General features: G+C 36.5%; 22 protein-coding genes and 1 pseudogene. 8 read left to right on the forward strand and 15 right to left on the reverse strand.

All coding sequences use genetic code 11. The features are described from left to right. Positions 1–10: 10 nt before the first annotated feature. From adk to putP, 11 genes are all read right to left on the reverse strand, one after another. Positions 11–655: an adenylate kinase gene (adk, locus tag ACYIAL_RS05765; protein ID WP_174797685.1), complete on the reverse strand. Its 645-nt coding sequence runs from the start codon at positions 653–655 to the stop codon at positions 11–13. Between the two features lie 38 nt (positions 656–693). After that, positions 694–945, reverse strand: coding sequence for a YfgJ family double zinc ribbon protein (locus ACYIAL_RS05770; RefSeq protein ID WP_483751184.1), 252 nt, complete (start codon positions 943–945; stop codon positions 694–696). A gap of 3 nt (positions 946–948) precedes the next feature. Then, complete coding sequence (gene der / locus ACYIAL_RS05775) at positions 949–2,418, reverse strand: ribosome biogenesis GTPase Der (RefSeq protein ID WP_483751185.1); 1,470 nt, start codon at positions 2,416–2,418, stop codon at positions 949–951. 32 nt (positions 2,419–2,450) lie between these two features. Next, a complete protein-coding gene (gene bamB / locus ACYIAL_RS05780) occupies positions 2,451–3,623 on the reverse strand; it encodes an outer membrane protein assembly factor BamB (RefSeq protein ID WP_160431631.1) in 1,173 nt (390 codons plus the stop codon). Positions 3,624–3,649: 26 nt separating this feature from the next. After that, positions 3,650–4,375 carry a YfgM family protein gene (locus tag ACYIAL_RS05785; protein ID WP_483751186.1) on the reverse strand — a complete coding sequence of 242 codons (726 nt, stop codon included), beginning with the start codon at positions 4,373–4,375 and terminating at the stop codon, positions 3,650–3,652. Positions 4,376–4,392: 17 nt separating this feature from the next. Further along, on the reverse strand, positions 4,393–5,670 hold the full coding sequence (gene hisS, locus ACYIAL_RS05790) for a histidine--tRNA ligase (RefSeq protein ID WP_483747001.1): 1,278 nt from the start codon (positions 5,668–5,670) through the stop codon (positions 4,393–4,395). A gap of 24 nt (positions 5,671–5,694) precedes the next feature. Then, entirely contained in the window at positions 5,695–6,804 is a 1,110-nt protein-coding gene (gene ispG / locus ACYIAL_RS05795; protein ID WP_483747002.1) for a flavodoxin-dependent (E)-4-hydroxy-3-methylbut-2-enyl-diphosphate synthase, read from the reverse strand. 85 nt (positions 6,805–6,889) lie between these two features. Continuing rightward, a complete protein-coding gene (locus ACYIAL_RS05800) occupies positions 6,890–7,330 on the reverse strand; it encodes a helix-turn-helix domain-containing protein (protein ID WP_483747003.1) in 441 nt (146 codons plus the stop codon). A gap of 54 nt (positions 7,331–7,384) precedes the next feature. Continuing rightward, complete coding sequence (pdxY, locus tag ACYIAL_RS05805) at positions 7,385–8,257, reverse strand: pyridoxal kinase PdxY (RefSeq protein ID WP_174797693.1); 873 nt, start codon at positions 8,255–8,257, stop codon at positions 7,385–7,387. Between the two features lie 4 nt (positions 8,258–8,261). After that, on the reverse strand, positions 8,262–9,533 hold the full coding sequence (tyrS, locus tag ACYIAL_RS05810) for a tyrosine--tRNA ligase (RefSeq protein WP_483751187.1): 1,272 nt from the start codon (positions 9,531–9,533) through the stop codon (positions 8,262–8,264). A gap of 50 nt (positions 9,534–9,583) precedes the next feature. Then, complete coding sequence (gene putP / locus ACYIAL_RS05815; protein ID WP_483751192.1) at positions 9,584–11,077, reverse strand: sodium/proline symporter PutP; 1,494 nt, start codon at positions 11,075–11,077, stop codon at positions 9,584–9,586. A gap of 250 nt (positions 11,078–11,327) precedes the next feature. On the opposite strand from putP, the gene nth reads away from it, so the two are divergent. Then, positions 11,328–11,966 carry an endonuclease III gene (nth, locus tag ACYIAL_RS05820; RefSeq protein WP_174797696.1) on the forward strand — a complete coding sequence of 213 codons (639 nt, stop codon included), beginning with the start codon at positions 11,328–11,330 and terminating at the stop codon, positions 11,964–11,966. Between the two features lie 6 nt (positions 11,967–11,972). After that, complete coding sequence (smrB, locus tag ACYIAL_RS05825) at positions 11,973–12,515, forward strand: endonuclease SmrB (RefSeq protein ID WP_483751188.1); 543 nt, start codon at positions 11,973–11,975, stop codon at positions 12,513–12,515. 349 nt (positions 12,516–12,864) lie between these two features. Here smrB and cgtA read toward each other — a convergent pair whose 3' ends face one another. The 4 genes from cgtA to rplU all read right to left on the reverse strand — a co-directional run bounded on the left by cgtA (position 12,865) and on the right by rplU (position 15,668). Continuing rightward, positions 12,865–14,031: an Obg family GTPase CgtA gene (gene cgtA / locus ACYIAL_RS05830; RefSeq protein WP_483751189.1), complete on the reverse strand. Its 1,167-nt coding sequence runs from the start codon at positions 14,029–14,031 to the stop codon at positions 12,865–12,867. Continuing rightward, on the reverse strand, positions 14,031–14,996 hold the full coding sequence (locus tag ACYIAL_RS05835) for a DMT family transporter (protein WP_483751190.1): 966 nt from the start codon (positions 14,994–14,996) through the stop codon (positions 14,031–14,033). The genes cgtA and ACYIAL_RS05835 overlap by 1 nt, the downstream gene beginning before the upstream one ends. Before the next feature lie 87 nt (positions 14,997–15,083). After that, on the reverse strand, positions 15,084–15,344 hold the full coding sequence (rpmA, locus tag ACYIAL_RS05840) for a 50S ribosomal protein L27 (protein WP_034915250.1): 261 nt from the start codon (positions 15,342–15,344) through the stop codon (positions 15,084–15,086). Positions 15,345–15,359: 15 nt separating this feature from the next. Continuing rightward, positions 15,360–15,668: a 50S ribosomal protein L21 gene (gene rplU, locus ACYIAL_RS05845; protein ID WP_025314436.1), complete on the reverse strand. Its 309-nt coding sequence runs from the start codon at positions 15,666–15,668 to the stop codon at positions 15,360–15,362. Positions 15,669–15,898: 230 nt separating this feature from the next. Here rplU and narX point away from each other — a divergent pair, with 230 nt between their 5' ends. The 6 genes and pseudogenes from narX to ACYIAL_RS05875 all read left to right on the forward strand — a co-directional run. Beyond that, the gene (gene narX / locus ACYIAL_RS05850) at positions 15,899–17,707 is read left to right on the forward strand and encodes a nitrate/nitrite two-component system sensor histidine kinase NarX (protein ID WP_483751191.1); all 1,809 of its coding nucleotides are present in this window, start codon (positions 15,899–15,901) and stop codon (positions 17,705–17,707) included. 3 nt (positions 17,708–17,710) lie between these two features. After that, the gene (gene narL / locus ACYIAL_RS05855) at positions 17,711–18,364 is read left to right on the forward strand and encodes a two-component system response regulator NarL (RefSeq protein WP_174797701.1); all 654 of its coding nucleotides are present in this window, start codon (positions 17,711–17,713) and stop codon (positions 18,362–18,364) included. A 259-nt stretch (positions 18,365–18,623) separates the two neighbouring features. Further along, positions 18,624–19,646 (forward strand): DUF4272 domain-containing protein, encoded by a 1,023-nt coding sequence (locus ACYIAL_RS05860; protein WP_174797702.1) that lies wholly within the window; start codon positions 18,624–18,626, stop codon positions 19,644–19,646. Positions 19,647–20,128: 482 nt separating this feature from the next. After that, positions 20,129–20,770: a DUF4123 domain-containing protein gene (locus ACYIAL_RS05865; protein ID WP_174797703.1), complete on the forward strand. Its 642-nt coding sequence runs from the start codon at positions 20,129–20,131 to the stop codon at positions 20,768–20,770. A gap of 1 nt (position 20,771) precedes the next feature. Continuing rightward, positions 20,772–22,100 (forward strand): hypothetical protein, encoded by a 1,329-nt coding sequence (locus ACYIAL_RS05870; protein ID WP_174797704.1) that lies wholly within the window; start codon positions 20,772–20,774, stop codon positions 22,098–22,100. 238 nt (positions 22,101–22,338) lie between these two features. After that, positions 22,339–22,590: pseudogene (locus tag ACYIAL_RS05875) on the forward strand (transposase); the annotation flags it as partial. Positions 22,591–22,615 lie beyond the last annotated feature (25 nt).

Consider the following 22,615-nt stretch of genomic DNA (forward strand, 5'->3'; position numbering starts at 1 on the left):
AAATAACCAATTATCCTAAAATTTTAGCTAATTCTTTTGTTACTTCGGCAACAGGCTGCGTCCCATCTACATGGAAATAGTGTGTACGCCCTTCTTTTGCTTCATGCTGATAATAATTGATCAGTGGTTTAGTTAAATCGTGATATTCGACAAGGCGTTTACGCACAATATCTTCACTATCATCTTTACGAGTGGTTAATGGTTCACCTGTCACATCATCCACATTTTCAACTTTCGGTGGATTATGACGAATATGATAAACACGACCTGAAGCAGCATGAATACGGCGCCCACTCATACGATCAATAATGACAGCGTCTGGTACATCGAATTCAAGCACATAATCAACATTAATACCAGCTGCTTTCATAGCATCAGCCTGAGGAACAGTACGAGGAAAGCCATCTAATAAAAAGCCATTAGCACAATCGCTTTGCGCAATACGCTCTTTCACTAATGCAATAACAAGTTCATCAGTAACCAATTTACCTGCATCCATTAATTCTTTTGCTTGCAAACCAAGCGCTGTACCCGCTTTTACTGCTGCACGCAACATATCACCAGTTGAAATTTGGGGAATTCCATATTTTTGCATAATAAATTGTGCTTGGGTTCCCTTTCCTGCTCCTGGTGCGCCTAATAAAATAATTCGCATAAAATAACCTCTTATGGCTTTAATATAGATAATATCTTCTATTCTGGTAAATAATGAAATATCACCTTACTGCTGGAGATTAAACCATCAGTTGGGCAAATATAGTTCACCAACCCGCAGCCCTTAATCATCTGCACTTTTTGCAGACAAGTCGGGCAAATATATTGTTCAAAATAATGTTGCTTGCAATGAAGACAATTAAAATATTGAGGCGAAACAATACTCATTTTATGATGACACTTTGGGCAAAGACCTTCTTGTCCACCATCAACCACCTTCTTTTGAGACATAAATTATTTTCGACCTCTAACATGTTTCATCAATCGACGACGTTTGCGTTGCTGTGATGCGGTTAAACTATTTTTTCTCCCTTCAAATGGGTTTGTTCCTTCTTTAAACTGAATTCGAATTGGTGAACCCATAATTTTTAGCGAGCGTCTAAAATAGTTCATCAAGTAACGCTTATAGGAATCTGGTAAATCTTCAACTTGATTACCATGAATAACGACAATGGGTGGATTATAACCACCTGCGTGCGCATATTTTAATTTAACGCGGCGTCCTCGCACCAAAGGTGGTTGATGATCGTCTTGTGCCATTTGCATAATCTTAGTCAATAAGGCGGTGTTGACACGGCGCGTTGCACAATCATACGCTTCTTGAATGGAGTCAAATAAGTTACCAACACCACTACCATGCAAGGCAGAAATAAAATGTACACGAGCAAAATCAATAAAGTCTAGCCTATCATCTAGTGTTGTTTTCACTTGCTCTTTGATATCTTGTGATAAACCATCCCATTTATTAACAGCTATCACAAGTGAGCGCCCACTATTAATAATAAACCCTAGTAATGATAGGTCTTGATCGGATATACCTTCACGGGCATCTATAACTAAAATGACAACATTAGCATCTTCAATGGCTTGTAACGTTTTAATGACGGAAAATTTTTCAACGGTTTCGGTGACTTTTCCTCGCTTACGAACACCAGCGGTATCAATCAAGATATACTCACGTTCATCACGTGTCATGGGGATATAGATACTGTCACGCGTTGTGCCAGGCATATCATATACAACAACGCGCTCTTCCCCTAAAATTCGATTAGTTAGTGTTGACTTACCCACATTTGGACGCCCCACTATAGCAACTTTTATAGGTTGGTTAATTAATGATTCTGTATCATCAAGATCGGAATCATCATAACATTGAGATAAGTCGTTAGATTGTTCATCGTCATCAAAATCACTTTCTTCGTTATTATCAAACTGAAAAATAGGATCTAATACCGTTTCAATTAACGAGCTTACGCCTCGACCATGGCTAGCTGCAATGGGATGAATTTCGCCCAATCCTAATCCGTAAAAATCAGAAATTGCAGTATCCGCATCAATACCATCAATTTTATTAGCCACTAAAAAAGTGGCTTTTTGACGAGAGCGTAAATGCTTAGCAATAGCATGATCGGCAGGCATCGCACCCGCTCTAGCATCAACCAAGAAAAGAACAATATCAGCTTCTTCTATTGCTTGCAGGGATTGCTCAGCCATAAAACTTTCAACCCCATCTTCAGATCCATCAATACCGCCAGTATCAATCAAGATATATTCATGGCCCTTGATTTCTGCTCGTCCATATTTGCGATCACGAGTTAATCCAGGAAAGTCAGCCACTAAGGCATCTCGGGTTCGCGTTAACCGATTAAATAAAGTCGACTTTCCAACATTTGGACGACCAACAAGTGCTACTACAGGTACCATGTTTATTCTCTAAATTACTTTAATTTTGTGTATTAATTTTTTGTAAAAGCGTAAATATCACCATTTTTAGCTTGAACAATGACTTTATTGTCTACTACTAATGGTTTCGATATTAATCCACTACTGCTCACTTGAGTCTTAGCTGCAAGCTCCCCATTGTCAGCATTTAACCAATAGAGGTAGCCTTCAAAATCACCAAATACCACATAATTTTGATAGATAACAGGATCGGTTAACTGACGATGTGTAAGATTTGGTTGCGTCCAAAGCTCACCACCACCATTCTTGGCAATAGCTTGAACATTGTCATTTTGGTCGACAACAAATAATCGATTAGTATCAACCGCAAAGCTATGAGTAGAACCAAGTCCTTTACGCCAAACAGTTTGACCATTACTCAAATCCAGTGCAACTAAACTGCCATTATAACCAACGGAATAAACTAAATTACCTTCAACTACAGGGGTTGAATCAACATCGTTTAATTTTGCAATTTCAGTAGAGCCTGATGGCTGTGAAATACGTTGCTGCCAAATTAATTGCCCATCATTAATAAAGTAAGCATTTACTCGACCATTATCATCGCCAACAATAGCGGCACCATGAGCGATAGTCGGTGTAGAGTTGCCTCTTAGCGACAGAGCAGGAACGTCGAAAGAAACATCCCACAAATAATCACCAGTATCACGATTAAGACCTTGAAGAATGCCATTTGCAGTATGAATTATCAATTTGTCCTCAGCAGGCACTGGGCGAGCAAGCACTTCACCTTTTACTGTTTTTTCCCACACCACTTTACCACTGTTACGATCTAACGCATACACAACAGCGCGCTCACTACCTACGTAAACATATTTATCATCAGCACTTACACCACCTGAAAACAGTGCTGTTTTGCTGCTAAAAAGCGTGCTTTGCGATAAGTTGACATCCCATATGGTTTTGCCACTTATTAAATCAATTGCTTTAACTTGTCCACTACGACTTGCAACATAAATAGCATTATCATAATTAATCGGACCTAATAATGAATAAATATGAGTATTGCCAGCAGTGCTATTTCGCCATACTTGTTGAATAGGAAATTGATTATTCACTGCTGGTGAAGGTGAAATTTGAACAATCTCTTCTTCCCCACCGAATAAAGAGCATCCAGCAAGTGAAAACATAAAAACACCAGTAAAAAGATATTTTGATAACTTCATTGTATAGCCCCTTATAGCAGGATAAATTAATTTTTACTTTCTTCCGTTGCAGTTTTTTTTGCCTGAGCTTCTTGTTCTGCCTGTTCTTTAACTGCTTGAGCTTCTTGTTCAGCTTGTTGTTTTGCTTTTAAATATTCAGCTTGATTCAACTTCATTTTAATGTTTTCTTCTAAATCTTTGGTTGGATTAGAAGTTAAAGCAACGTTATAAGCACTCACTGCATCAGCATAACGCGTCATTTTAACTAACACATCACCACGAAGATCATTAATTACAGCTCCCCAGCTTTCGCTAGTCACATGGCTTAGCGATGTTAAACTGTCTTGATATTGACCTTGTTGGTACTGTAAACGCGCGATACGAATATTGGTAATTGCTTTGACTGGCTCTGAATCGGTTTTCTTTAATGCATCGACTAATAATGTTTGCGCGCCAGAATAATCTTTTAATACTTCAACATAAAATTTTGCCGCGCGTAAATTAGCAAATACACTATAAATAGTATCGTTGTCTTTAGCAAAAGCGACTAACTCATTAACAGAATCTGGTTTATTATCATCTAATTGAGCTATTAACTGTTCATACTTATCTGACGATTCAATCGCCTTTTCAGCTTTATATGATTGCCAATAGCGCCAGCCGTAAAAGGCCAATAGCCCGATTACAAGAATCGCAACCATAATTTTCCATGTTTTAGCAAAAAAGCCTTTTATATCTTCAAGTTGTTCTTCACTCGATAACTGATGACTCACGTTTTTCTCCTATTACTTTACTTAATCGACAAGCAAGTTTGAACAACTTCTTTTTGTGCAACTTCAACTTGTTCGCCTGTTTGTAAATTTTTAATCATTACTGACTGATTAGCTAATTCATTTTCACCAATAATGACTGCTATTTTAGCACCTAACTTATCGGCTTTGGCAAATTGTTTCTTAAAATTACTACTACCGTAATTTGTCATGATTCGCCAATCCGGTAAGCCATCGCGCAACTGCTCTGCAATACGTTGTGCTGCTGAAATTGTTCTTTCATCACCAGAAGATATCATATACACATCAATCAAATTATCACGATTAAACGATGGATTAACGGCTTGAACTAATAACACTAAACGCTCAACGCCCATTGCAAAACCCACTGCTGGTGTTGGTTGTCCACCTAGTTGGCTTACAAGCCCATCATAACGACCACCACCACAAACGGTACCTTGTGCACCTAAGCTACTTGTTACCCATTCAAAAACAGTTCGATTATAATAATCTAATCCACGAACTAACCTTTGATTAATATTGTATTTTACTCCAGCATTATCCAATAAGCGACATAACCCCTCAAAGTGCTGTTTAGATTCTTCATCTAAATAATCGAACAATTTTGGTGCTTGATTGAGTAGCTCTTGCACAAGTGGATTTTTTGAGTCAAGTACTCTTAATGGATTAGTATACATTCTACGTAAGCAGTCTTCATCCAATTTATCTTTATGTTGTTCAAGAAAAGCAACTAATGCATTTCGATAATTGGCTCTAGCTTCAATCGAACCTATTGAATTTAGCTCAAGAGAGGTATGCTGTTCGATACCCAAAGCTTTCCAGAAACGTGCAGTTAAAAGGATAAGTTCAGCATCAATATTTGGTCCTTCAAGCCCAAAGACTTCAACACCAAATTGATGAAATTGGCGATAGCGCCCTTTTTGCGGTTTTTCATAACGGAAAGCAGGCCCTAGATACCAAAGACGTTGTTCTTGATTGTAAAAAAGACCATGTTCAATGCCAGCACGGACACAACCTGCGGTAATTTCGGGACGTAAAGTAATACTTTCATCATTACGGTCATTGAATGTGTACATCTCTTTTTCAACAATATCGGTCACTTCACCGACTGCTCGCTTAAATAGTGCAGTGTCTTCAACAATGGGCGTTCTAATTTCGTTATAGCCATAACTGTTTAATACACCTTTAACAATGTTTTCAATCTGTTGCCAACTTGCACTATCTGTTGGGAGTAAATCATTCATTCCTCGTATAGATTGGATCTTTCTCTCTGTCATTTATTTATTCGCTATCTAATAAAATTATAATTCAGTTGCTGTAATTCTGTTTTTCAATATTAATGCTTTAGCCCGAATTTTAGCTTCTAATTCATCAATCATTTTTTCATTATCAATACGGCCAATACGCACACCATCTTCATAAAAACCACTTTTGTTATGACCGCCAGCAACTCCCATGGTTGAAGCTAACGCTTCGCCCGGACCGTTAACCACACAACCAATAATTGACACATCCATTGGTGTAATAATATCTTCTAATCGCTGCTCTAATGCATTGACGGTATTAATCACATCAAACTCTTGACGGGAGCAGGTTGGACAAGCAATAAAATTAATACCACGAGACCGTATACGCAGTGATTTTAAGATATCAAATCCAACTTTAACTTCTTCAGTAGGATCGGCAGCTAGGGATACGCGGAGTGTATCGCCAATCCCTTCTGATAGCAATAATCCTAATCCAATGGCCGATTTAATCGCACCACTGCGCACTCCACCCGCCTCAGTTATGCCCAAATGCAATGGCTGCTTAATTTGTTTAGCTAACAAACGATAAGCGTCAACCGCAGTAAACACATCAGATGCTTTTACACTAACTTTAAACTGATCAAAATTAAGCCTGTCAAGTATATCAACATGACGCATCGCTGATTCAACAATCGCTTTTGGAGTAGGTTCACCATATTTTTCTTGAATATCTTTCTCAAGCGATCCCGAATTCACCCCAATACGTATTGGGATGTTTTTATCTTTCGCACAATCGACAACGGCACGAATTCTTGACTCATTGCCTATATTGCCGGGGTTAATTCTTAAACAATCAACGCCATATTCAGCAACTTTTAAAGCAATACGATAATCAAAATGAATATCAGCAATCAGTGGAACTTTAGCTTGTTGTTTAATCAATTTAAACGCTTCGGCCGCATCCATTGTTGGAATAGAAACACGCACAATATCCACTCCAACACGTTCAAGTGCTTGAATTTGAGCTACCGTTTTTTCGACATCAGTAGTACGAGTATTTGTCATCGATTGAACAGTTATTGGGGCTCCGCCACCAATAGGAACATTGCCGACATAAATTCGGGTAGATTCTCGTCTAACGATGGGCGACTCCTGATGACTCATACACACTTAACCATATTACAAAATAACTAGCCCGCAATCTTAACAAGATTTAAGGCAAATGTCTGTATGAGAATAAGAAAATTTGCTAACTATTAACACGGGTAATAGGGGATGGAGAAATATAATGACTTACTTCAATAAGATTATTTTTATCGTCCTTATTAACATAGTATAAAGTTATACCAAGCGCACAAAGAAGAATAAATATACCGATTAAGATAAATGGTGCCTTTCCTTGTTTTTTTGTTATAAAAGTGTGCGGTTGAATTTTTTTTTGTTGTGACTTAGATTGTTTGGTTAATTCATCGATATGAGGTTGATACTGATCAGCTGATAAGCCGACAATTTCTGCATAAGAACGAATATAACCTTTTACAAAAACAAGAGGGGCATGAGGCAACTGATTTTTTTCGATATCGTCAATCACAGTTTTACGAACATGAATTTTATTGGCAACATCATCCTGAGTTAATCCCATTTCTTCTCGTAAATCAGCAAGCATCACTCCTAATGAAATATTGTCCATTATCCCCTCATAAATTTAATACTAAACGCTAGTTAATTTCATTCTCACACAATTTTACAATGAATCAATTTTTTTTGCATTAAACCATTGTGTTGGTTTTTCAATTTCATGTTGAGCTGCAACTAATTGTAATTCATATTCATCTTGTTTTAAGGTTTCAAGCATAACCGCATACACCGCCGAAGTAGTATGTTCTAGGGCTTCAACCAATGATTTTCCAAGTAAAATATTAGCTAAAAATAATCCACTTGTCATATCACCAACACCAACAGGTTGTCTTACGCCAAAATCAACTAATGGGCGATCAATATGCCATGCATCATCTTTAGTCACAAGTAACATTTCAAAGCGATCAATTTTATATCCAGCTCGGCTTAAATGTTTAACTAAAATCGCTTTAGGTCCTTTTTTACATAATTCTCGACAAGCTAGAATAGCTTCTTCAACATTATTGACACGTTGTTTACCATTTAGCTCTTCAAGCTCCAAAATATTTGGTGCCATCATATCTGCCATAGGCAGCGCAGTATTGCATAAAAACTCTGATACACCTGGGGCAACAAAGCAACCTTTTTCAGGATGCCCCATTACAGGATCGCAAAAATAAATAGCATTAGGATTAACCGATTTTACTTTTTTAACAATCTCAATAATAGCATTGCCTTGCTCAGGAGATCCCATATAGCCACTTAATACCGCATCACAACGTTTTAGTTCATCAATTTCATGAATTCCATCAGCAATCTCAGTTAAATGAGATGCTGACATTACCGTTCCAGTCCATTGGCGATATTGAGTATGATTAGAAAATTGTACAGTATTTAAAGGCCAAACATTTACCCCTAATCGACGCATAGGAAATTCAGCAGCACTATTCCCTGCATGACCAAATACAACATGAGACTGAATCGATAAAATATTTTTCATGAAATTAGCTCCAAATTAATAAGCAATAATATTTTTTACCACGACGAAGCAAAGTATAACGATTAAAAAGCTTATCACTATCCGAAAAACGGTAATCCGTTGTTGTATTGCGTTCACCATTAATTGAAATGGCATTAGATTCAATCATCGTTCTTGCTTGACCTCTTGACGGTGCAAACTGCGCATTAACGATTGCTTGCTGTAAATCAACTTCACTTTCAACAACTAACGTTGGCATACCATCTTGGGCTAACTGCTCAAAATCAGCTTCAGACAAATCCGTCAACTTACCAGAAAATAAGCTTTCTGTAATACGTTTTGCAGCAATGAGTCCATCCTCACCATGAACTAGACGAGTAACTTGTTCCGCAAGTACATATTGAGCTCTTGGTGCAACACCACTATTTTTATCTTCTTCTTCCAAAGCGTCAATTTCATTTAACGGCATAAATGTAAAGAATTTTAAGAATCGGTAAACATCCGCATCTGCAGTATTAATCCAGAATTGATAAAATTTATACGGACTTGTCTTTTTAGGATCCAGCCATACTGCACCACTTTCAGTTTTACCAAATTTAGTCCCATCTGATTTAGTAATTAACGGCACAGTCAAACCATAAACCTGTTTTTGATGTAAGCGGCGAGTCAAATCTATACCAGCGGTAATATTTCCCCACTGATCAGATCCACCTATTTGTAAAACAACGTCATGCGATTTATTCAAACAAGCAAAATCATATGACTGTAATAAACTATAAGAAAACTCAGTAAATGAGATCCCTACCTCATCACGATCAATACGTTGCTTAACTGATTCTTTATTAATCATAGCATTAACCGAGAAATACTTACCAACATCACGTAAAAATGTCAGCACATTCATACCACTAAACCAATCGTAGTTATTGGCCACAATTGCCGCATTTTCACCACAATTAAAATCTAAAAATGGTGAAACTTGTTGTTTAATTTTTTCACTCCACTCAACAACTGTCTCTTCAGTATTGAGTTTTCGCTCAACGGCTTTAAAACTTGGATCACCAATTAATCCTGTTGCTCCACCGACTAAAGCTACAGGTTTATGTCCAGCTAATTGAAAGCGCTTTAAACAAAGCAACGGTACCAAATGTCCAAGATGCAAGCTATCGGCTGTTGGATCAAAACCACAATAAAGCGCAATAGGATTTTTTTCAATTTGTTCTACTAGTGCTTTTTCATCGGTAAGCTGCGCAATCAGTCCACGCTCTTGCAGTTGTTTGATCACATTTTTTGTCATATATTCTACCTATTAAGTTTTATTACGTTTATATTCTACTTTAATGAAATTTATACTGTTTTATTATGATAACGTTTATACGCTTGTTTAAAATGATCTTCCACTATTTCATTAGGTTTTTTATCACATAAGCTAAACACGACAATCGCAATTGAAGCAAATAAAAACCCAGGAATGAGAGAGTATAGATTAAACCAATTAAAATTAATCCAAAGCAATACGGTTACAGCACCAATTATCATACCTGCTAATGCGCCATTACGTGTCATACGTGACCAAAATACCGAAAAAACAATAATTGGACCAAACGCTGCACCAAATCCAGCCCAAGCATGGCTAACTAAATCAAGTACGCTATTATTTGGATTAATGGCTAATAAAATCGCAATAACTGAAACTAATAACACCATTATACGCCCAACCCAAACAAGTTCTTTTTGTTTTGCTTTTGGTCTAAAAAAGGCACGGTAGAAATCTTCCGTTATAGCGCTTGAACAGACTAATAGTTGGCAACTTAATGTGCTCATTACCGCAGCTAATATAGCTGCAAGCAATACACCAGCAATCCAAGGATTAAATAATAACTTTGAAAGCTCAATAAAAATGCGTTCATGTTTGCCGTTATTAACCAAATAGACAAATTCTGGATGATTGGAGAAAAAAGCAATACCAAAAAAGCCAACCGTAATGGCTCCAGCTAAGCATAAAATCATCCAAGTCATACTAATTCGACGTGCATTTTTCATCACTTCATGAGAATCAGCAGCCATAAATCTGGCTAAAATATGTGGTTGACCAAAATAACCTAGTCCCCAACCTAACAATGAAATAATGGCGATAAAATCCATGTGAGCAAATAAATTGGTGTAATTAGAATTAAGCGATTGAATATATGCCATTGCATCAGAAAAGCCCCCAGCATTCACCATAACCATAATAGGGGTTAAAATAAGTGCAAACATCATTAAACTTGCTTGAATAGTATCAGTCCAGCTTACAGCTAAAAAGCCACCAATAAAAGTATAAGCAATTGTTGCACCAGCGCCTGCAAGCATTGCCCAACCATAACTTATACCAAATGTACTTTCGAATAATTTTGCGCCAGCAACCACACCGGATGCACAATAAATAGTAAAAAAGATAAGAATAATCACCGCAGAAATAATGCGAAGTAAAGAACTTTTATCATCAAATCGACGAGCAAAATAATCGGGTAATGTTAAAGAATTATGGTTGATTTCGGTAAAAACACGCAACCTTCCAGCAATCAGTAACCAATTGAGATACGCGCCAATTATCAAACCAATGGCAATCCAACTTTGTGATATACCAAACAAGAAAACCGCGCCAGGTAGCCCCATTAATAACCAACCACTCATGTCTGAAGCACCCGCTGAAAGTGCTGTGACAACACTACCAATACGGCGTCCACCTAGAATATAATCACCAAAGTTTTGCGTTGCACGAAACGCAAAAAAACCAATCGCAATCATCCCTAAAATGTACACAGCAAAGGTGACAATCATTGGTAACGACATTTTTATAACAAACCTTGTATTATGAAATTAAAAATAGTGGGCTAGCTTATCACAAAAAGCCCATGCTAAAAAGCAGACGATTTATGTATTTGAGTGAATACAAATTAGATAAGATTGTTATTTGGTAAAATTACAATCTACATATATCATTGATAGCCAAAACTAAAACGTCTATAAAAACTAAATTTAACTTACAGATAAACTGCAAATACAGTATATAATATCAAACAAACTATTTGGGGATATTAATTATTTTGTGAAACAATCAACTCGAATTCAAATTTTAGACAGGCTAAAAGATCATATTAAAGATCCAACCACCGAGCTTATATACCAAACGCCATTTGAATTACTTATTGCTGTTGTTCTATCGGCTCAAGCAACCGATGTAAGTGTCAACAAAGCAACAAAACCGCTTTTTGCTGTAGCCAATACAGCACAGCAAATTTTAGCACTTGGCGTTGATCAATTAAAAAGTTATATTCGTACCATTGGGCTTTACAATAGTAAAGCTGAAAACATTATAAAAACATGCCAAATTTTAGTTGATAAATATCAAGGCGAAGTACCAGAAAATTTTGATTCACTTATTGAGTTACCGGGTGTGGGTCGTAAAACAGCCAATGTTGTGTTAAATACGGCGTTCGGGTGGCCGACCATTGCTGTTGATACGCATATATTTAGAGTAAGTAACCGTACAGGTTTTGCACCAGGTAAAACTGTCGAAGCAGTTGAAGAAAAATTGCTGAAGGTCGTACCGAAAGAATATAAAATAAATTGCCACCATTGGCTAATATTACACGGTCGTTATACCTGCATTGCCAGAAAGCCTAGATGCGGTTCTTGTGTTATAGAAGATTTGTGTGAATTTAAAGAAAAAGTTTACCCAGAGTGAAAATTAATGCCAAATAAATTTAATTTAGACCAAGATGACATAAACTTGTTTCAAAATAGTATTGGTAACACCAAAAAGCTAAAACAAGATACTGTTATTCATAAACCGGTGAAACGATCCAAAAAAATAATGGAAACACAAAAACTACAGCATGAAAAAATGCATGCTGAGTTTTATTTTTCCGATAATTATCAACCTCTATTGCAACAAGATCCTATCAGCTATAGTCGAGAAAATGCCGATCCCTATGAAGTAAAAAAATTACGCCGTGGATTTTATGAGCCAGAGTTTTTTTTAGATTTACATGGACTCACTCAGCAAGAAGCTAAAAAAGAGATTGCAGCGCTTATCGCCGCATGTTTACGTGAAAGAGCCCATTGCGCATGTATCATGTATGGACATGGAAAGAATATCTTAAAAAAACAAACGCCAATGTGGCTTGCACAACACCCTCGCATTATGTGTTTTCACCAAGCACCCAAAGAGTTTGGCGGCAGCGCAGCATTACTCATTTTATTTGACATCAACAATGAATTAGCAAATAACTAGTACTTGAAAATAAAATAGTTATGAATCACCCAAAAATAAAAAAGCCAGCTTAGCGATGCTAGTCTGGCAAACATTGGAAGCAATGTGAGCAATGTCATACTTTTTCAGAAGCTGTTTAGTGCTCTAACAAAGTACATTATAATGATAATGATTCTCATTACTAAAAGCAAGTATTTTTTGGCCTTTCCTAAATTAGACGAAAATAAATACCTGACTCACTTATTTCATAAAACTGTTTTTATATTCAACTCTTTAAAAAATAACAAAAATAAGCAGAAGATTGCCTTTCTGCTTTTATAAAACGATTTTATACAATAGCTAAATTCAGATAAAAAGGCTGTAATAATGACTATTTTTGATAAATAAACTCTACGCCCTCTTCATCACTTTCATCCCAATCATCAAAATCATCGTCATCATCAAAAGCTTCATCCATTGCTTGTTGATGATAATCATCCCACATAAATTCAACTTTTTCGGGTGATGATTCTTCTTGTTCGGTTTCGCGTGGATGGGCATTGATATATTCCATTAATTCCCAGCATAACGCTTTTACGCCTTCTTGATTAATGGCAGAAATAACATAATATTTATCCTGCCAGTCAAGCGCCTTAGCAATTTCAGCCGCACGTTTAGCACTCTCCTCAGCGCCTAATACATCCATTTTATTAAATACTAACCAGCGCGGTTTATTCGCTAATTTTTCGCTGTATTGCTGAACTTCTTGAATAATTACTTTAGCATTTTCTATCGGATCTGATTCATCTACTGGTGCCATATCAATTAAATGAACTAAAACACGACAACGCTCAAGGTGTTTTAAAAAACGAATGCCCAATCCTGCACCAACTGATGCACCCTCTATTAAACCGGGAATATCAGCAACAACAAAACTTTGCTCATTATCCATTCGAACAACACCCAAACTAGGTACTAAAGTCGTAAATGGATAATCGGCAACTTTCGGTTTAGCAGCCGAAACTGCGCGAATAAATGTTGACTTACCAGCATTAGGTAAACCTAACATGCCAACATCAGCAAGCAATAATAGTTCTAATAATACATCACGTTTTTCACCTGGGGTACCATCGGTTTTTTGCCTTGGTGCACGATTCACTGAAGATTTAAAACGCGCATTACCCAAACCGTGAAAGCCACCTTTGGCAACTAACACTTTTTGTTGATGATGCGTTAAATCACCAATAACTTCACCTGTATATTTATCCGTGATACGTGTTCCCACAGGCACTTTAACAGTAATATCTCGACCGCGTTTTCCCGTACAATCAGAACCTTGTCCATTTTGACCTCTTTCTGCGCGATAATTTTTTTCAAACTGGAAATCAACAAGTGTATTTAAATTCTCATCAGCAATAAAAAAGACATCACCACCATCACCACCGTCGCCACCATCAGGGCCACCTTTGGGTATATACTTTTCTCTGCGAAAACCGACACAACCGTTTCCACCATCTCCTGCTTCAACTCGAATTGATGCTTCATCAACAAATTTCATTATTCTTCCCCTTTATTGCGGTTAATTAGCCAGCCTTTTCTTGGATGCCAAAGATAATGCCCAATGGTCGCAAACATTGCGCCCGCAACAACAGACACGGCGCCAATATAACCTAAAATATTTAAATACTGCATAGCAAACTTTTCAGGCCAAATTAATGCAAACAAATCTGAAAAGATCAGTGCAAATAATGGTGTTAAGGTTGTTATAGCACTCACTTGTGCGGCTTGCCACCGTTCCATTGCTATCACTAACGCACCGTAAGCAATAATGGTATTCAAACCACAAAATATGATAGCGAACAGTTGCGTTACATCAGCATTGGCCATTTTACTTGGTGAGGTAAAAGGCAACAAAAATACCGTGCAAATAAGATAGATTAACCAAAGTAATTGTTCTGCACGCAATTTTCGTAATAGCACTTTTTGAGCAAGTGCATAACAAGCCCACGATACCGAAGCCAATAAACCAAGCCAAACACCAATACCATACGCAGACATATTAGAAAAAAGATCGACAATATTTTTATTAAAAAATAGTACAAGCCCAGTGAGTAAAACTAAAATACCAATAATCTGAGTCGGTCTTAGTCGCTCTTTAAAAATAAAAGCACTTGAAATCATAAATATCACAATGCCAGTTTGCCCAACCACCTGCGCTGTTGTGGCAGAAAGATACTGAACAGCACTTGCAAATAATGCAAAATTACCCAACAATCCAAATCCAGCAATCATCAATAAAATAAAACGACGACGTTTTTTAAACATCATTAAATTAGGGAATTGCTTTTTGTAAGCCAGCCAGATAGTAATACCAAGCGCTGAAATAGCCAATCGTGACCAAGCTAATGTTAATGGATCAACAACGACTAGTGCATATTTCATTGCAATTGGCACAATGCCCCACATCACTGCAGTTAACATGGCAAGTGCAAAACCTAATTTAACATTTTGCTGTTTTATCATATCGCCATCAATTTATATGAATTTCAAGAAATGAAAAAAGCCCCACAATAACTGTGAGGCTTCTATAACTTTTGAACCGCTTTTAAATTAGCTATTAGCAACTACACTAACATAACGACGGTTTTTAGGTCCTTTAACTTCAAACTTTACTTGTCCATCAATTAAGGCAAATAGAGTATGGTCACGACCACAACCTACATTAGTACCTGGGTGGAATTGAGTTCCACGTTGACGAACTAAAATATTACCAGCAAGAACTTCTTGACTACCATAACGTTTAACACCTAAACGTTTACTTTGGGAATCACGACCATTACGTGATGAACCACCAGCCTTCTTATGTGCCATTGTTCGATACTCCTATTAAGCGATTGCAGTGATCTTCACATCAGTGAACCACTGACGGTGACCTTGTTGTTTACGATAGTGTTTACGACGGCGGAATTTAACAATTTTCACTTTGTCACCACGACCGTGCTCAACAATTTCTGCTTTAATTGTTGCACCTTCAACAAACGGAGCACCAACTTTGATGTCTTCACCATTTGCTACCATTAAAACTTTATCGAAAACAACTTCTGCACCTGTTTCGACTTCAATTTTTTCCAAGCGAACGACTTGTCCTTCGCTAACTCGGTGTTGTTTACCACCACTTTGGAAAACTGCGTACATACTTAACTCCGCAATAAAAAGCAGACGATTACTTGATTAAACATATATGTCTGCGCGATTAATCTTATAGGGCGTGAATTTTACGCAAAATTTATCCTTGTTGCAAGCGCTGTTTACCAAAAGATCGCAAAAAGTGACAAAAAAAATCAGAGGTATACTCTTTTCAGGCTACAATAATCATAAATTGCTATTTATCTAAAATAAAATTATAAAATAATGTTGAGTTTTTTATGTCGAAAAGAAAAATTGGCTACAGTGCATCAATTATTAATCGTTTAACACTATTAATGTTTTTTTTAGGTACTATTGCTTTAATCGCCTTATCGTTTTCAATTCAGGTAGCTAATGATGCAAAAGGTGGGGCATATATGGTTAATCAATTAGGTTTACTAAGAATGAAAAACTACCAACTGCTTACCATGATTCCTCTCAACAAAAAAGAGTATGACCACTTGAACATTTTTATGGATATATCTTCATCCAAGCAGCATCTCATGCTCTTAAAACGCTACGGCTTAATGAATGAATTTAATCGGTTAGAAACTGATTGGCAAACTCGACTTACAACTAAAATAAAGCAAGCACAAAAAATGGATGATATAAAAAGTGACATTGAAAATTATGTTATTCGTATTAATGATTTAGTACATAAAATTGATCAAAATACCGAGAAAAAGATTCAACATATTTCTCAAATACAACAATTATTTATTGTTATCATTGCTCTATTTCTTATCGCTCAGATCTACTATTTACGTTACTGTCTTCTTGCTCCATGGAAAAAACTAATTGATATGGCCGAAGCTATTTCGAATCACAATTTTAAAGCGCGTTTTGATATTAGAGCCAAAAAGAATGAATTTGATCTATTAGGGCAGGCCTTCAATAAAATGTTAACTCAGATCGAGTCACAATATCTATTGCTAGAACAACAAGTTGCTGAAAAAACTGCTAAATTACAACAAACCAATAAGATCGTTTCCTTTCAATATCAAGCAACCAAGCAACTACATACTTCAGAACCATTATGTGAACGTTTTTTAAAAATATTACGCAAGCTAGAGGAATTAGTCCCACTAACCCAATTTCAACTTCGCTTTTATGAATCAGAAGATCCTAAGCATTATCAACAAATCAGTTATGATAATGAGCAAAAATTACCCTATTGCCAAAATCCCACTTGCAGAGCATGTTTGATCTCATCAAAACCTGATCAAAAAAATGGTTTTCAACGTCATTGGTATCTTCAAGAGAACGACGAAAAATATGGGATATTATTCGCTTTACAGTCAGAAGAGGTCATATTAACCGATGAGCAAGAAAACTTAATTATGGGATTGATTGAGCAAATGACCACTGCAATGAAGCTAGAAAGAAAAATAGAACAACAAAAGCAATATTTATTAATGAAAGAACGCTCAGCAATGGCCAGAGAGCTACATGACTCCATCGCTCAATCGCTATCTTGTTTAAAAATACACCTTAGCTGCTTACAAATGCAGTCAGATTTAACATCTCAAAACAGTATTGATTTATTAGCAACTATGCGCAAAGAGATCAATATCACCTATTCTCAGTTAAGAGAGCTAATTACCTCTTTTCACTTACGCCTTAATCAAACTGGCTTTTATGCAAGCTTAGTAGAATTAATTGAAGAATTTAATCAAAAATTACAACTCAACATTCAGTTTGAATACCATTTACCATTAAATATTATCAATAGTAAATATGCATTTCATTTATTACAGATTATTCGAGAAGGACTTAATAATATATACAAGCATGCTAAAGCCACACATGTCATTGTAAGTTTAAAAATTGATGACAATCAAATTATCTCTATTTGCATAAAAGACAATGGCATTGGCTTACAAAATGATATTAAACAAGAAAATCATTATGGTTTGATCATTATGCGTGATAGAGTTGAAACACTAAATGGTAATTTAACAATAGATAGCCTCCCCAACAAAGGGACACAAATTATGGTAACATTTAAAGCCAATAAAACCATTCCATTTAAGGCAATAAAAGAGTAAAAAATGGAACAAATAAATAGCTCAATACTTCTTATTGATGATCACCCAATGTTAAGAAATGGCGTAAAACAGTTAATCAATACTGTCAACCATTTTGAAATTGTTGGTGAGACTGGCTCTGGAATAGATGGCGTTAAACTAGCAGAAGAGCTTGATCCCGATATTATTCTGCTTGATATCAATATGCAAGATGTTAATGGACTAGAAATATTACGCTATTTACGAAAAAGAAACATCTCTAGCCGTATAATTATATTTACGGTATCAGATGCGAAAGAAGATATTATCACCGCACTAAAAACTGGTGCTGATGGCTATTTATTAAAGGATATGGAGCCCGAAGACTTTTTAACATCACTAAAGGATATTTCGGTTGGCAAGCTCATTATGGATAATGCTATTTCACATATTATCCTCAATTACATGCGTCATAACAAAGAGCCAACCACAAAGCAAATACATGATGTCAGCTTATTAACACCAAGAGAAAATGAAATCTTTAATTTATTAGTCCAAGGATTATCGAACAAACTGATCGCCAAAGAGCTTGGTATCGTAGAAAGCACAGTCAAAGTACATATCAAAAGTATATTCAAAAAACTTAATTTTAAATCCCGAATGGAAATGACCGTATGGTATCTACAAAGTAAGGAATAATCTTATCCACTGAAAAATAAAAATAGATAAATCTTTATGCGTTACCTTTAATAGGGCAAAACGATGTATAACACCAAATCTTCTTGTTCGGCGATTTGGTAAATAACATTATTTATTCAACAAAATAGCAAGCATCACAAAAAATGAAACAGGGCATTGAAAACTAGAAAGGTACGATAACTTATAATAGAATTGCACAAACAAATAGTCGCTATTTATAGCCATAAAACACACAAAATCTGAAATAGGAATGTTTGAAATGCCAATATTGATTAATGCTTATTCTACAGTCACTCATCCACCAGCCATTGATTTCCCTTGTGAACGTTTATATCATCGCGGATTAGATGATTCTGAATTGATGAAACACCTTGATGGTTTTATCGGTTATGTCATGCAAGCGGGAGATGGGCAGATGAATTCACATCGTTATGCTTTGTATCGCCATATCCAACGAGTTAAACATCAATTTGCCTTTGAGATTGAAGAAGATAATTTCAGTGAGTTTACCACTTGGGGCTGGCAGGCAAATGCCATTATATTAATGCCGGATGGAACTATTCGTAATCCTGATGGAGAAGTATTGCAATATCCTGATGGTGATATTGATTTAGATGCAGTTATCCCTTACCCACCAGAAGCATTAAAGCGCAAAACAAAAACTGAGCAGTATTTAGCCAAATTAGGATTGCATACGCCGACACATTTACCACCGGTTATTGCTGAATCCGAAGTAATACTTAGAACACCTGAAGAAGTAGCTAAACGTGCTTTAGCGATAATGTTAACAGGCATTCAAGCCGAAAGCTTTCGAGAAAATGATCCGATTAATCCGATGGAATTTAAAGAGCGTTGCCCAACGGGGTTTGCGGCTTTATCAAATAATGAACGTGACTTTATTTATAGCGGGCAGCCAACAGAGCAAGATGTGATCGATATGTCTTGGAAATACGAAGCACTATTACCTTTACAATGGGCGATCAATTGGCAATCTGAGCTCCCTTTTGCTGATACTATCTGTAATGTTTCATCGTTAGTTGACGAAGGAATGCAACATAGTGAGCAAGACATTTCTACAGTGACCTTAAGACCTGTTAGTGAATTGTTAGATGCCTTAGATTTACACTACCGCTTACATTGGATAACCACAGATTTTCGAATGAAAGATAAGCACCCCCCCGCATCGATTATAAGTGATGTTATTCAAGAGCGCCATTATGCATTAAATTGGTTAACTTGCTTTGAAAATGCGGATTGGGATGATGTCGATACACCGACCTGATATTAGGCATTTGCATAAAGTTGACATCGTATTTGTATTAAATTAATAAATACGATGTCAATATTTTACATATTAACTATTGCAAAACCATTAAATCGCATAAAACGGTTTCGAGTAAAATGCGTAATGAGTTTTGAGCGGTTTCTTTAAATCATGAAGTGTAAAAACTCGACGTTTTTCGAAACATGATAAAAAACAAGAAAAAATAGCATTTAAAAAAATCGCATAGATGATAAAACAACCACACTTTAAATAAACAAATACATTAATTTTTCAGTTTTTTAATACTTTCTAAAGGAATTTAGGTCGATATGGTGGTGCTCGTTGTTAGTCGCATTGTTTTAGTAATTAATCATTATTTCCTTTTATTTGATGGATCAAGTGGTTGTTTTGCATTACCAGTTTTATCATATGATGGTAGGAACGGATTATGTTAGATATTCCACTAGGCTAACTGGCGCACCATCACCGCAACCTCATCTATGCCGCTATATGCGGTGCTCTCTAACGTCAGTGATGCGCAAGCCGTTAAAAACTACTATATTGCCGATGGCTCGCAAACGCCTTATGGCCTTTATACCGGCACCCCTTACGAACACTGGTTTTCAGTGATGCCCATGCTAGTTAGACTTGATGAGCACAGCCCTTTTTTAGATTGGGTAAACAACACCGAATACAAAGACTGGGGTTGGCTGGCACGCTCTCATTTACCCTTCGAGGCCATCTGTGCCCATTTACGTAGCTTAACCCAAGCCATAATGCCAGATGGCGAAGCAGTGTTTTTTCGCTACTGGTATGGCGAATACCTGTCAATTATGCTTGATTACTTTGCCGATAGCTGGCAAGACGTGCTGCCTGCCTTTGCCTTTTATTGGATTAATCACCAATCTCATGTGGTGCAGGTGCCGCAAAAGCTATTAGAACAATTATCTGCAACCAAACCAGAGCTTCTAGTTAACCATATTTTACAATTATTACAAGAAAATTATTTGGATATTTACACCGCCTTTCCTCGTCAAGTATTAGAAACAAAAATAATTCATCTTTTATCGTTACCATCAAAAAAACAAAACGTATTTGATTTTATATTGCAGCAGTTGGTTCAAGAAAAAAAGGAAACTTAACATGGACAATAATAAAAATAAATTTTTCAGTGAGGTTAACAATGCACTCCCGCCATTATACGTAGGCGCGGAAGGAATACCAAATGCACAGGACCAATTTGCCCGCTTATCAATTATTGATTTTCTTGCTGCAAAAGATGAAGACCCTCAATTTTATATTAAAAGAGCCAATATTTTATTAACTGAATTAAAAAATTGTTTATCTACATTTTCAAAGGAAACACAAGACGAATATAAAGCAAGGATGAATCGATGGGGCGCATCGAATGTTATTCCTTATATTGATATTAAAGAAAAATTATTGAGCAATAAACGCTCAACACAAGTTGTTAATATCAATAAGCCCTATTGTGCCAAATGTGCGAATAAAGGAAAAGTCAAAATCAGTTATAATATGGAGGGACTTAACAACGAAAAAGTCATTTTAAGTCAAGTTAAAATTCAATTAATCCCTTATCAAACCAAATATTTTGCTCCCTCTGCTACCATGGTCAATGTACCGCCGGCTAAAATAGAAGAGAATATCCGCCTTTCTGAAGCTGAAAAACAAGAGTATATCATTACACTTGATGAAAACGGTGAAGCAGAGCTGGACTGGTCAGACGAAAAATTTGCTAAATATTCAGAATATCATATCGTGGTGTTGCCCGTCGAAAAAGGCGATGTCAACAATTGGTTACAAGCCTATCAAATGATTATCGATGAGTTGCATCAAAATTTACAAGAAAACTGGAACAATGAAATATTGCCAGAATGGGAATCCTATTCTAAATTAAAGATTGCAGAACAATATAAGTTATTATCTCAATGGTGGAATGTCGGGCTGGTAACGGGGGTTGATGAAGAATTAGAAAAATATAAAAAAGCGTTAGGAAAACTTAAAGAATGGGATTTTCGTGGCTGGCTTGATGAGTCATTAAAAGACCGAGTGATAAGTGATGAATCCACTCTAACCCTATTACAAGACGAAGTTCGGTTTTATATTGCCGCTTATTATGCTCAAAGCTGGATGGCGATGCTGCCTCCTGATTATAAAATGGTATTTTCTGGTAAAGTGTATTCAGCCATGATGATGTCGATAATTGAATGGGTTGCCGAATTCATTGTTGAAGCATTGATTTCTAAAGGTCTTATTGCAGCATTAAGCAAATCAGTTAGCGCTATAAATGGTGGTAGCCGATTTATTAGCTCAATGACCAAAATGAGCGATAGCTTAAAGCAAGGTATGAAAGCAATCAAACCCAATATGGCTATCTTGGGGGGAATGGTATTAATGCAGTTAAGCATATCAAATCAGCAAGTCAACATATTCAATTATCCTCACGTTTGAAGTTATGGATACAAATAGTTGAGAAAAAATTGCCAATATAAAATCAAAATTGCCTCAGCTTGCTAATAAAAAAGGAACTACTCGCAATGCGCCTGTCAGTGCCGACCTGATATCGATGGTAACGGGGGAAAGAGCAACTCACCATTCATGATGGTGAATTTAAAGTGTAACTATCCCCTAAAATAGTACAGCAAAAAAGTAGAAAATTCTCTATGATAAAAGTAAAGGAGATTTAATTATGAAAAAAATGACTGAACATCAAATCGTCGCTATTTTAAAAGAAGCTGAAGCGGGTATTCCCGTTAAAGAACTGTGCCGTAAATATGGCATGGGTAATTCAACTTTCTATAAATGGCGGGAAAAATACGGCGGAATGGAAACTTCGGATATCAAACGCTTAAAGGAGCTGGAGGCCGAAAACCGCAAGCTTAAGCAGATGTTTGCCGAACTGAGCTTAAAATCCCAGCTTCAGGAAGAAATTATAAAAAAGCTTTAGTGCCCACAAAGGCACGTAA

This window comes from Gilliamella sp. X-57 (genome assembly GCF_057063565.1).

Coding starts and splice junctions, on each gene's coding strand:
- pdxY (WP_174797693.1), bottom strand. CDS start 8,257: ATGAAAAATATTTTATCGATTCAGTCTCATGTTGTATTTGGTCATGCA.
- bamB (WP_160431631.1), bottom strand. CDS start 3,623: ATGAAGTTATCAAAATATCTTTTTACTGGTGTTTTTATGTTTTCACTT.
- rpmA (WP_034915250.1), bottom strand. CDS start 15,344: ATGGCACATAAGAAGGCTGGTGGTTCATCACGTAATGGTCGTGATTCC.
- narL (WP_174797701.1), top strand. CDS start 17,711: ATGGAACAAATAAATAGCTCAATACTTCTTATTGATGATCACCCAATG.
- ACYIAL_RS05770 (WP_483751184.1), bottom strand. CDS start 945: ATGTCTCAAAAGAAGGTGGTTGATGGTGGACAAGAAGGTCTTTGCCCA.
- ACYIAL_RS05860 (WP_174797702.1), top strand. CDS start 18,624: ATGCCAATATTGATTAATGCTTATTCTACAGTCACTCATCCACCAGCC.
- ACYIAL_RS05870 (WP_174797704.1), top strand. CDS start 20,772: ATGGACAATAATAAAAATAAATTTTTCAGTGAGGTTAACAATGCACTC.
- ACYIAL_RS05835 (WP_483751190.1), bottom strand. CDS start 14,996: ATGATAAAACAGCAAAATGTTAAATTAGGTTTTGCACTTGCCATGTTA.
- narX (WP_483751191.1), top strand. CDS start 15,899: ATGTCGAAAAGAAAAATTGGCTACAGTGCATCAATTATTAATCGTTTA.
- ispG (WP_483747002.1), bottom strand. CDS start 6,804: ATGAGTCATCAGGAGTCGCCCATCGTTAGACGAGAATCTACCCGAATT.
- adk (WP_174797685.1), bottom strand. CDS start 655: ATGCGAATTATTTTATTAGGCGCACCAGGAGCAGGAAAGGGAACCCAA.
- smrB (WP_483751188.1), top strand. CDS start 11,973: ATGCCAAATAAATTTAATTTAGACCAAGATGACATAAACTTGTTTCAA.
- hisS (WP_483747001.1), bottom strand. CDS start 5,670: ATGACAGAGAGAAAGATCCAATCTATACGAGGAATGAATGATTTACTC.
- ACYIAL_RS05800 (WP_483747003.1), bottom strand. CDS start 7,330: ATGGACAATATTTCATTAGGAGTGATGCTTGCTGATTTACGAGAAGAA.
- der (WP_483751185.1), bottom strand. CDS start 2,418: ATGGTACCTGTAGTAGCACTTGTTGGTCGTCCAAATGTTGGAAAGTCG.
- tyrS (WP_483751187.1), bottom strand. CDS start 9,533: ATGACAAAAAATGTGATCAAACAACTGCAAGAGCGTGGACTGATTGCG.
- cgtA (WP_483751189.1), bottom strand. CDS start 14,031: ATGAAATTTGTTGATGAAGCATCAATTCGAGTTGAAGCAGGAGATGGT.
- rplU (WP_025314436.1), bottom strand. CDS start 15,668: ATGTACGCAGTTTTCCAAAGTGGTGGTAAACAACACCGAGTTAGCGAA.
- ACYIAL_RS05865 (WP_174797703.1), top strand. CDS start 20,129: ATGCCGCTATATGCGGTGCTCTCTAACGTCAGTGATGCGCAAGCCGTT.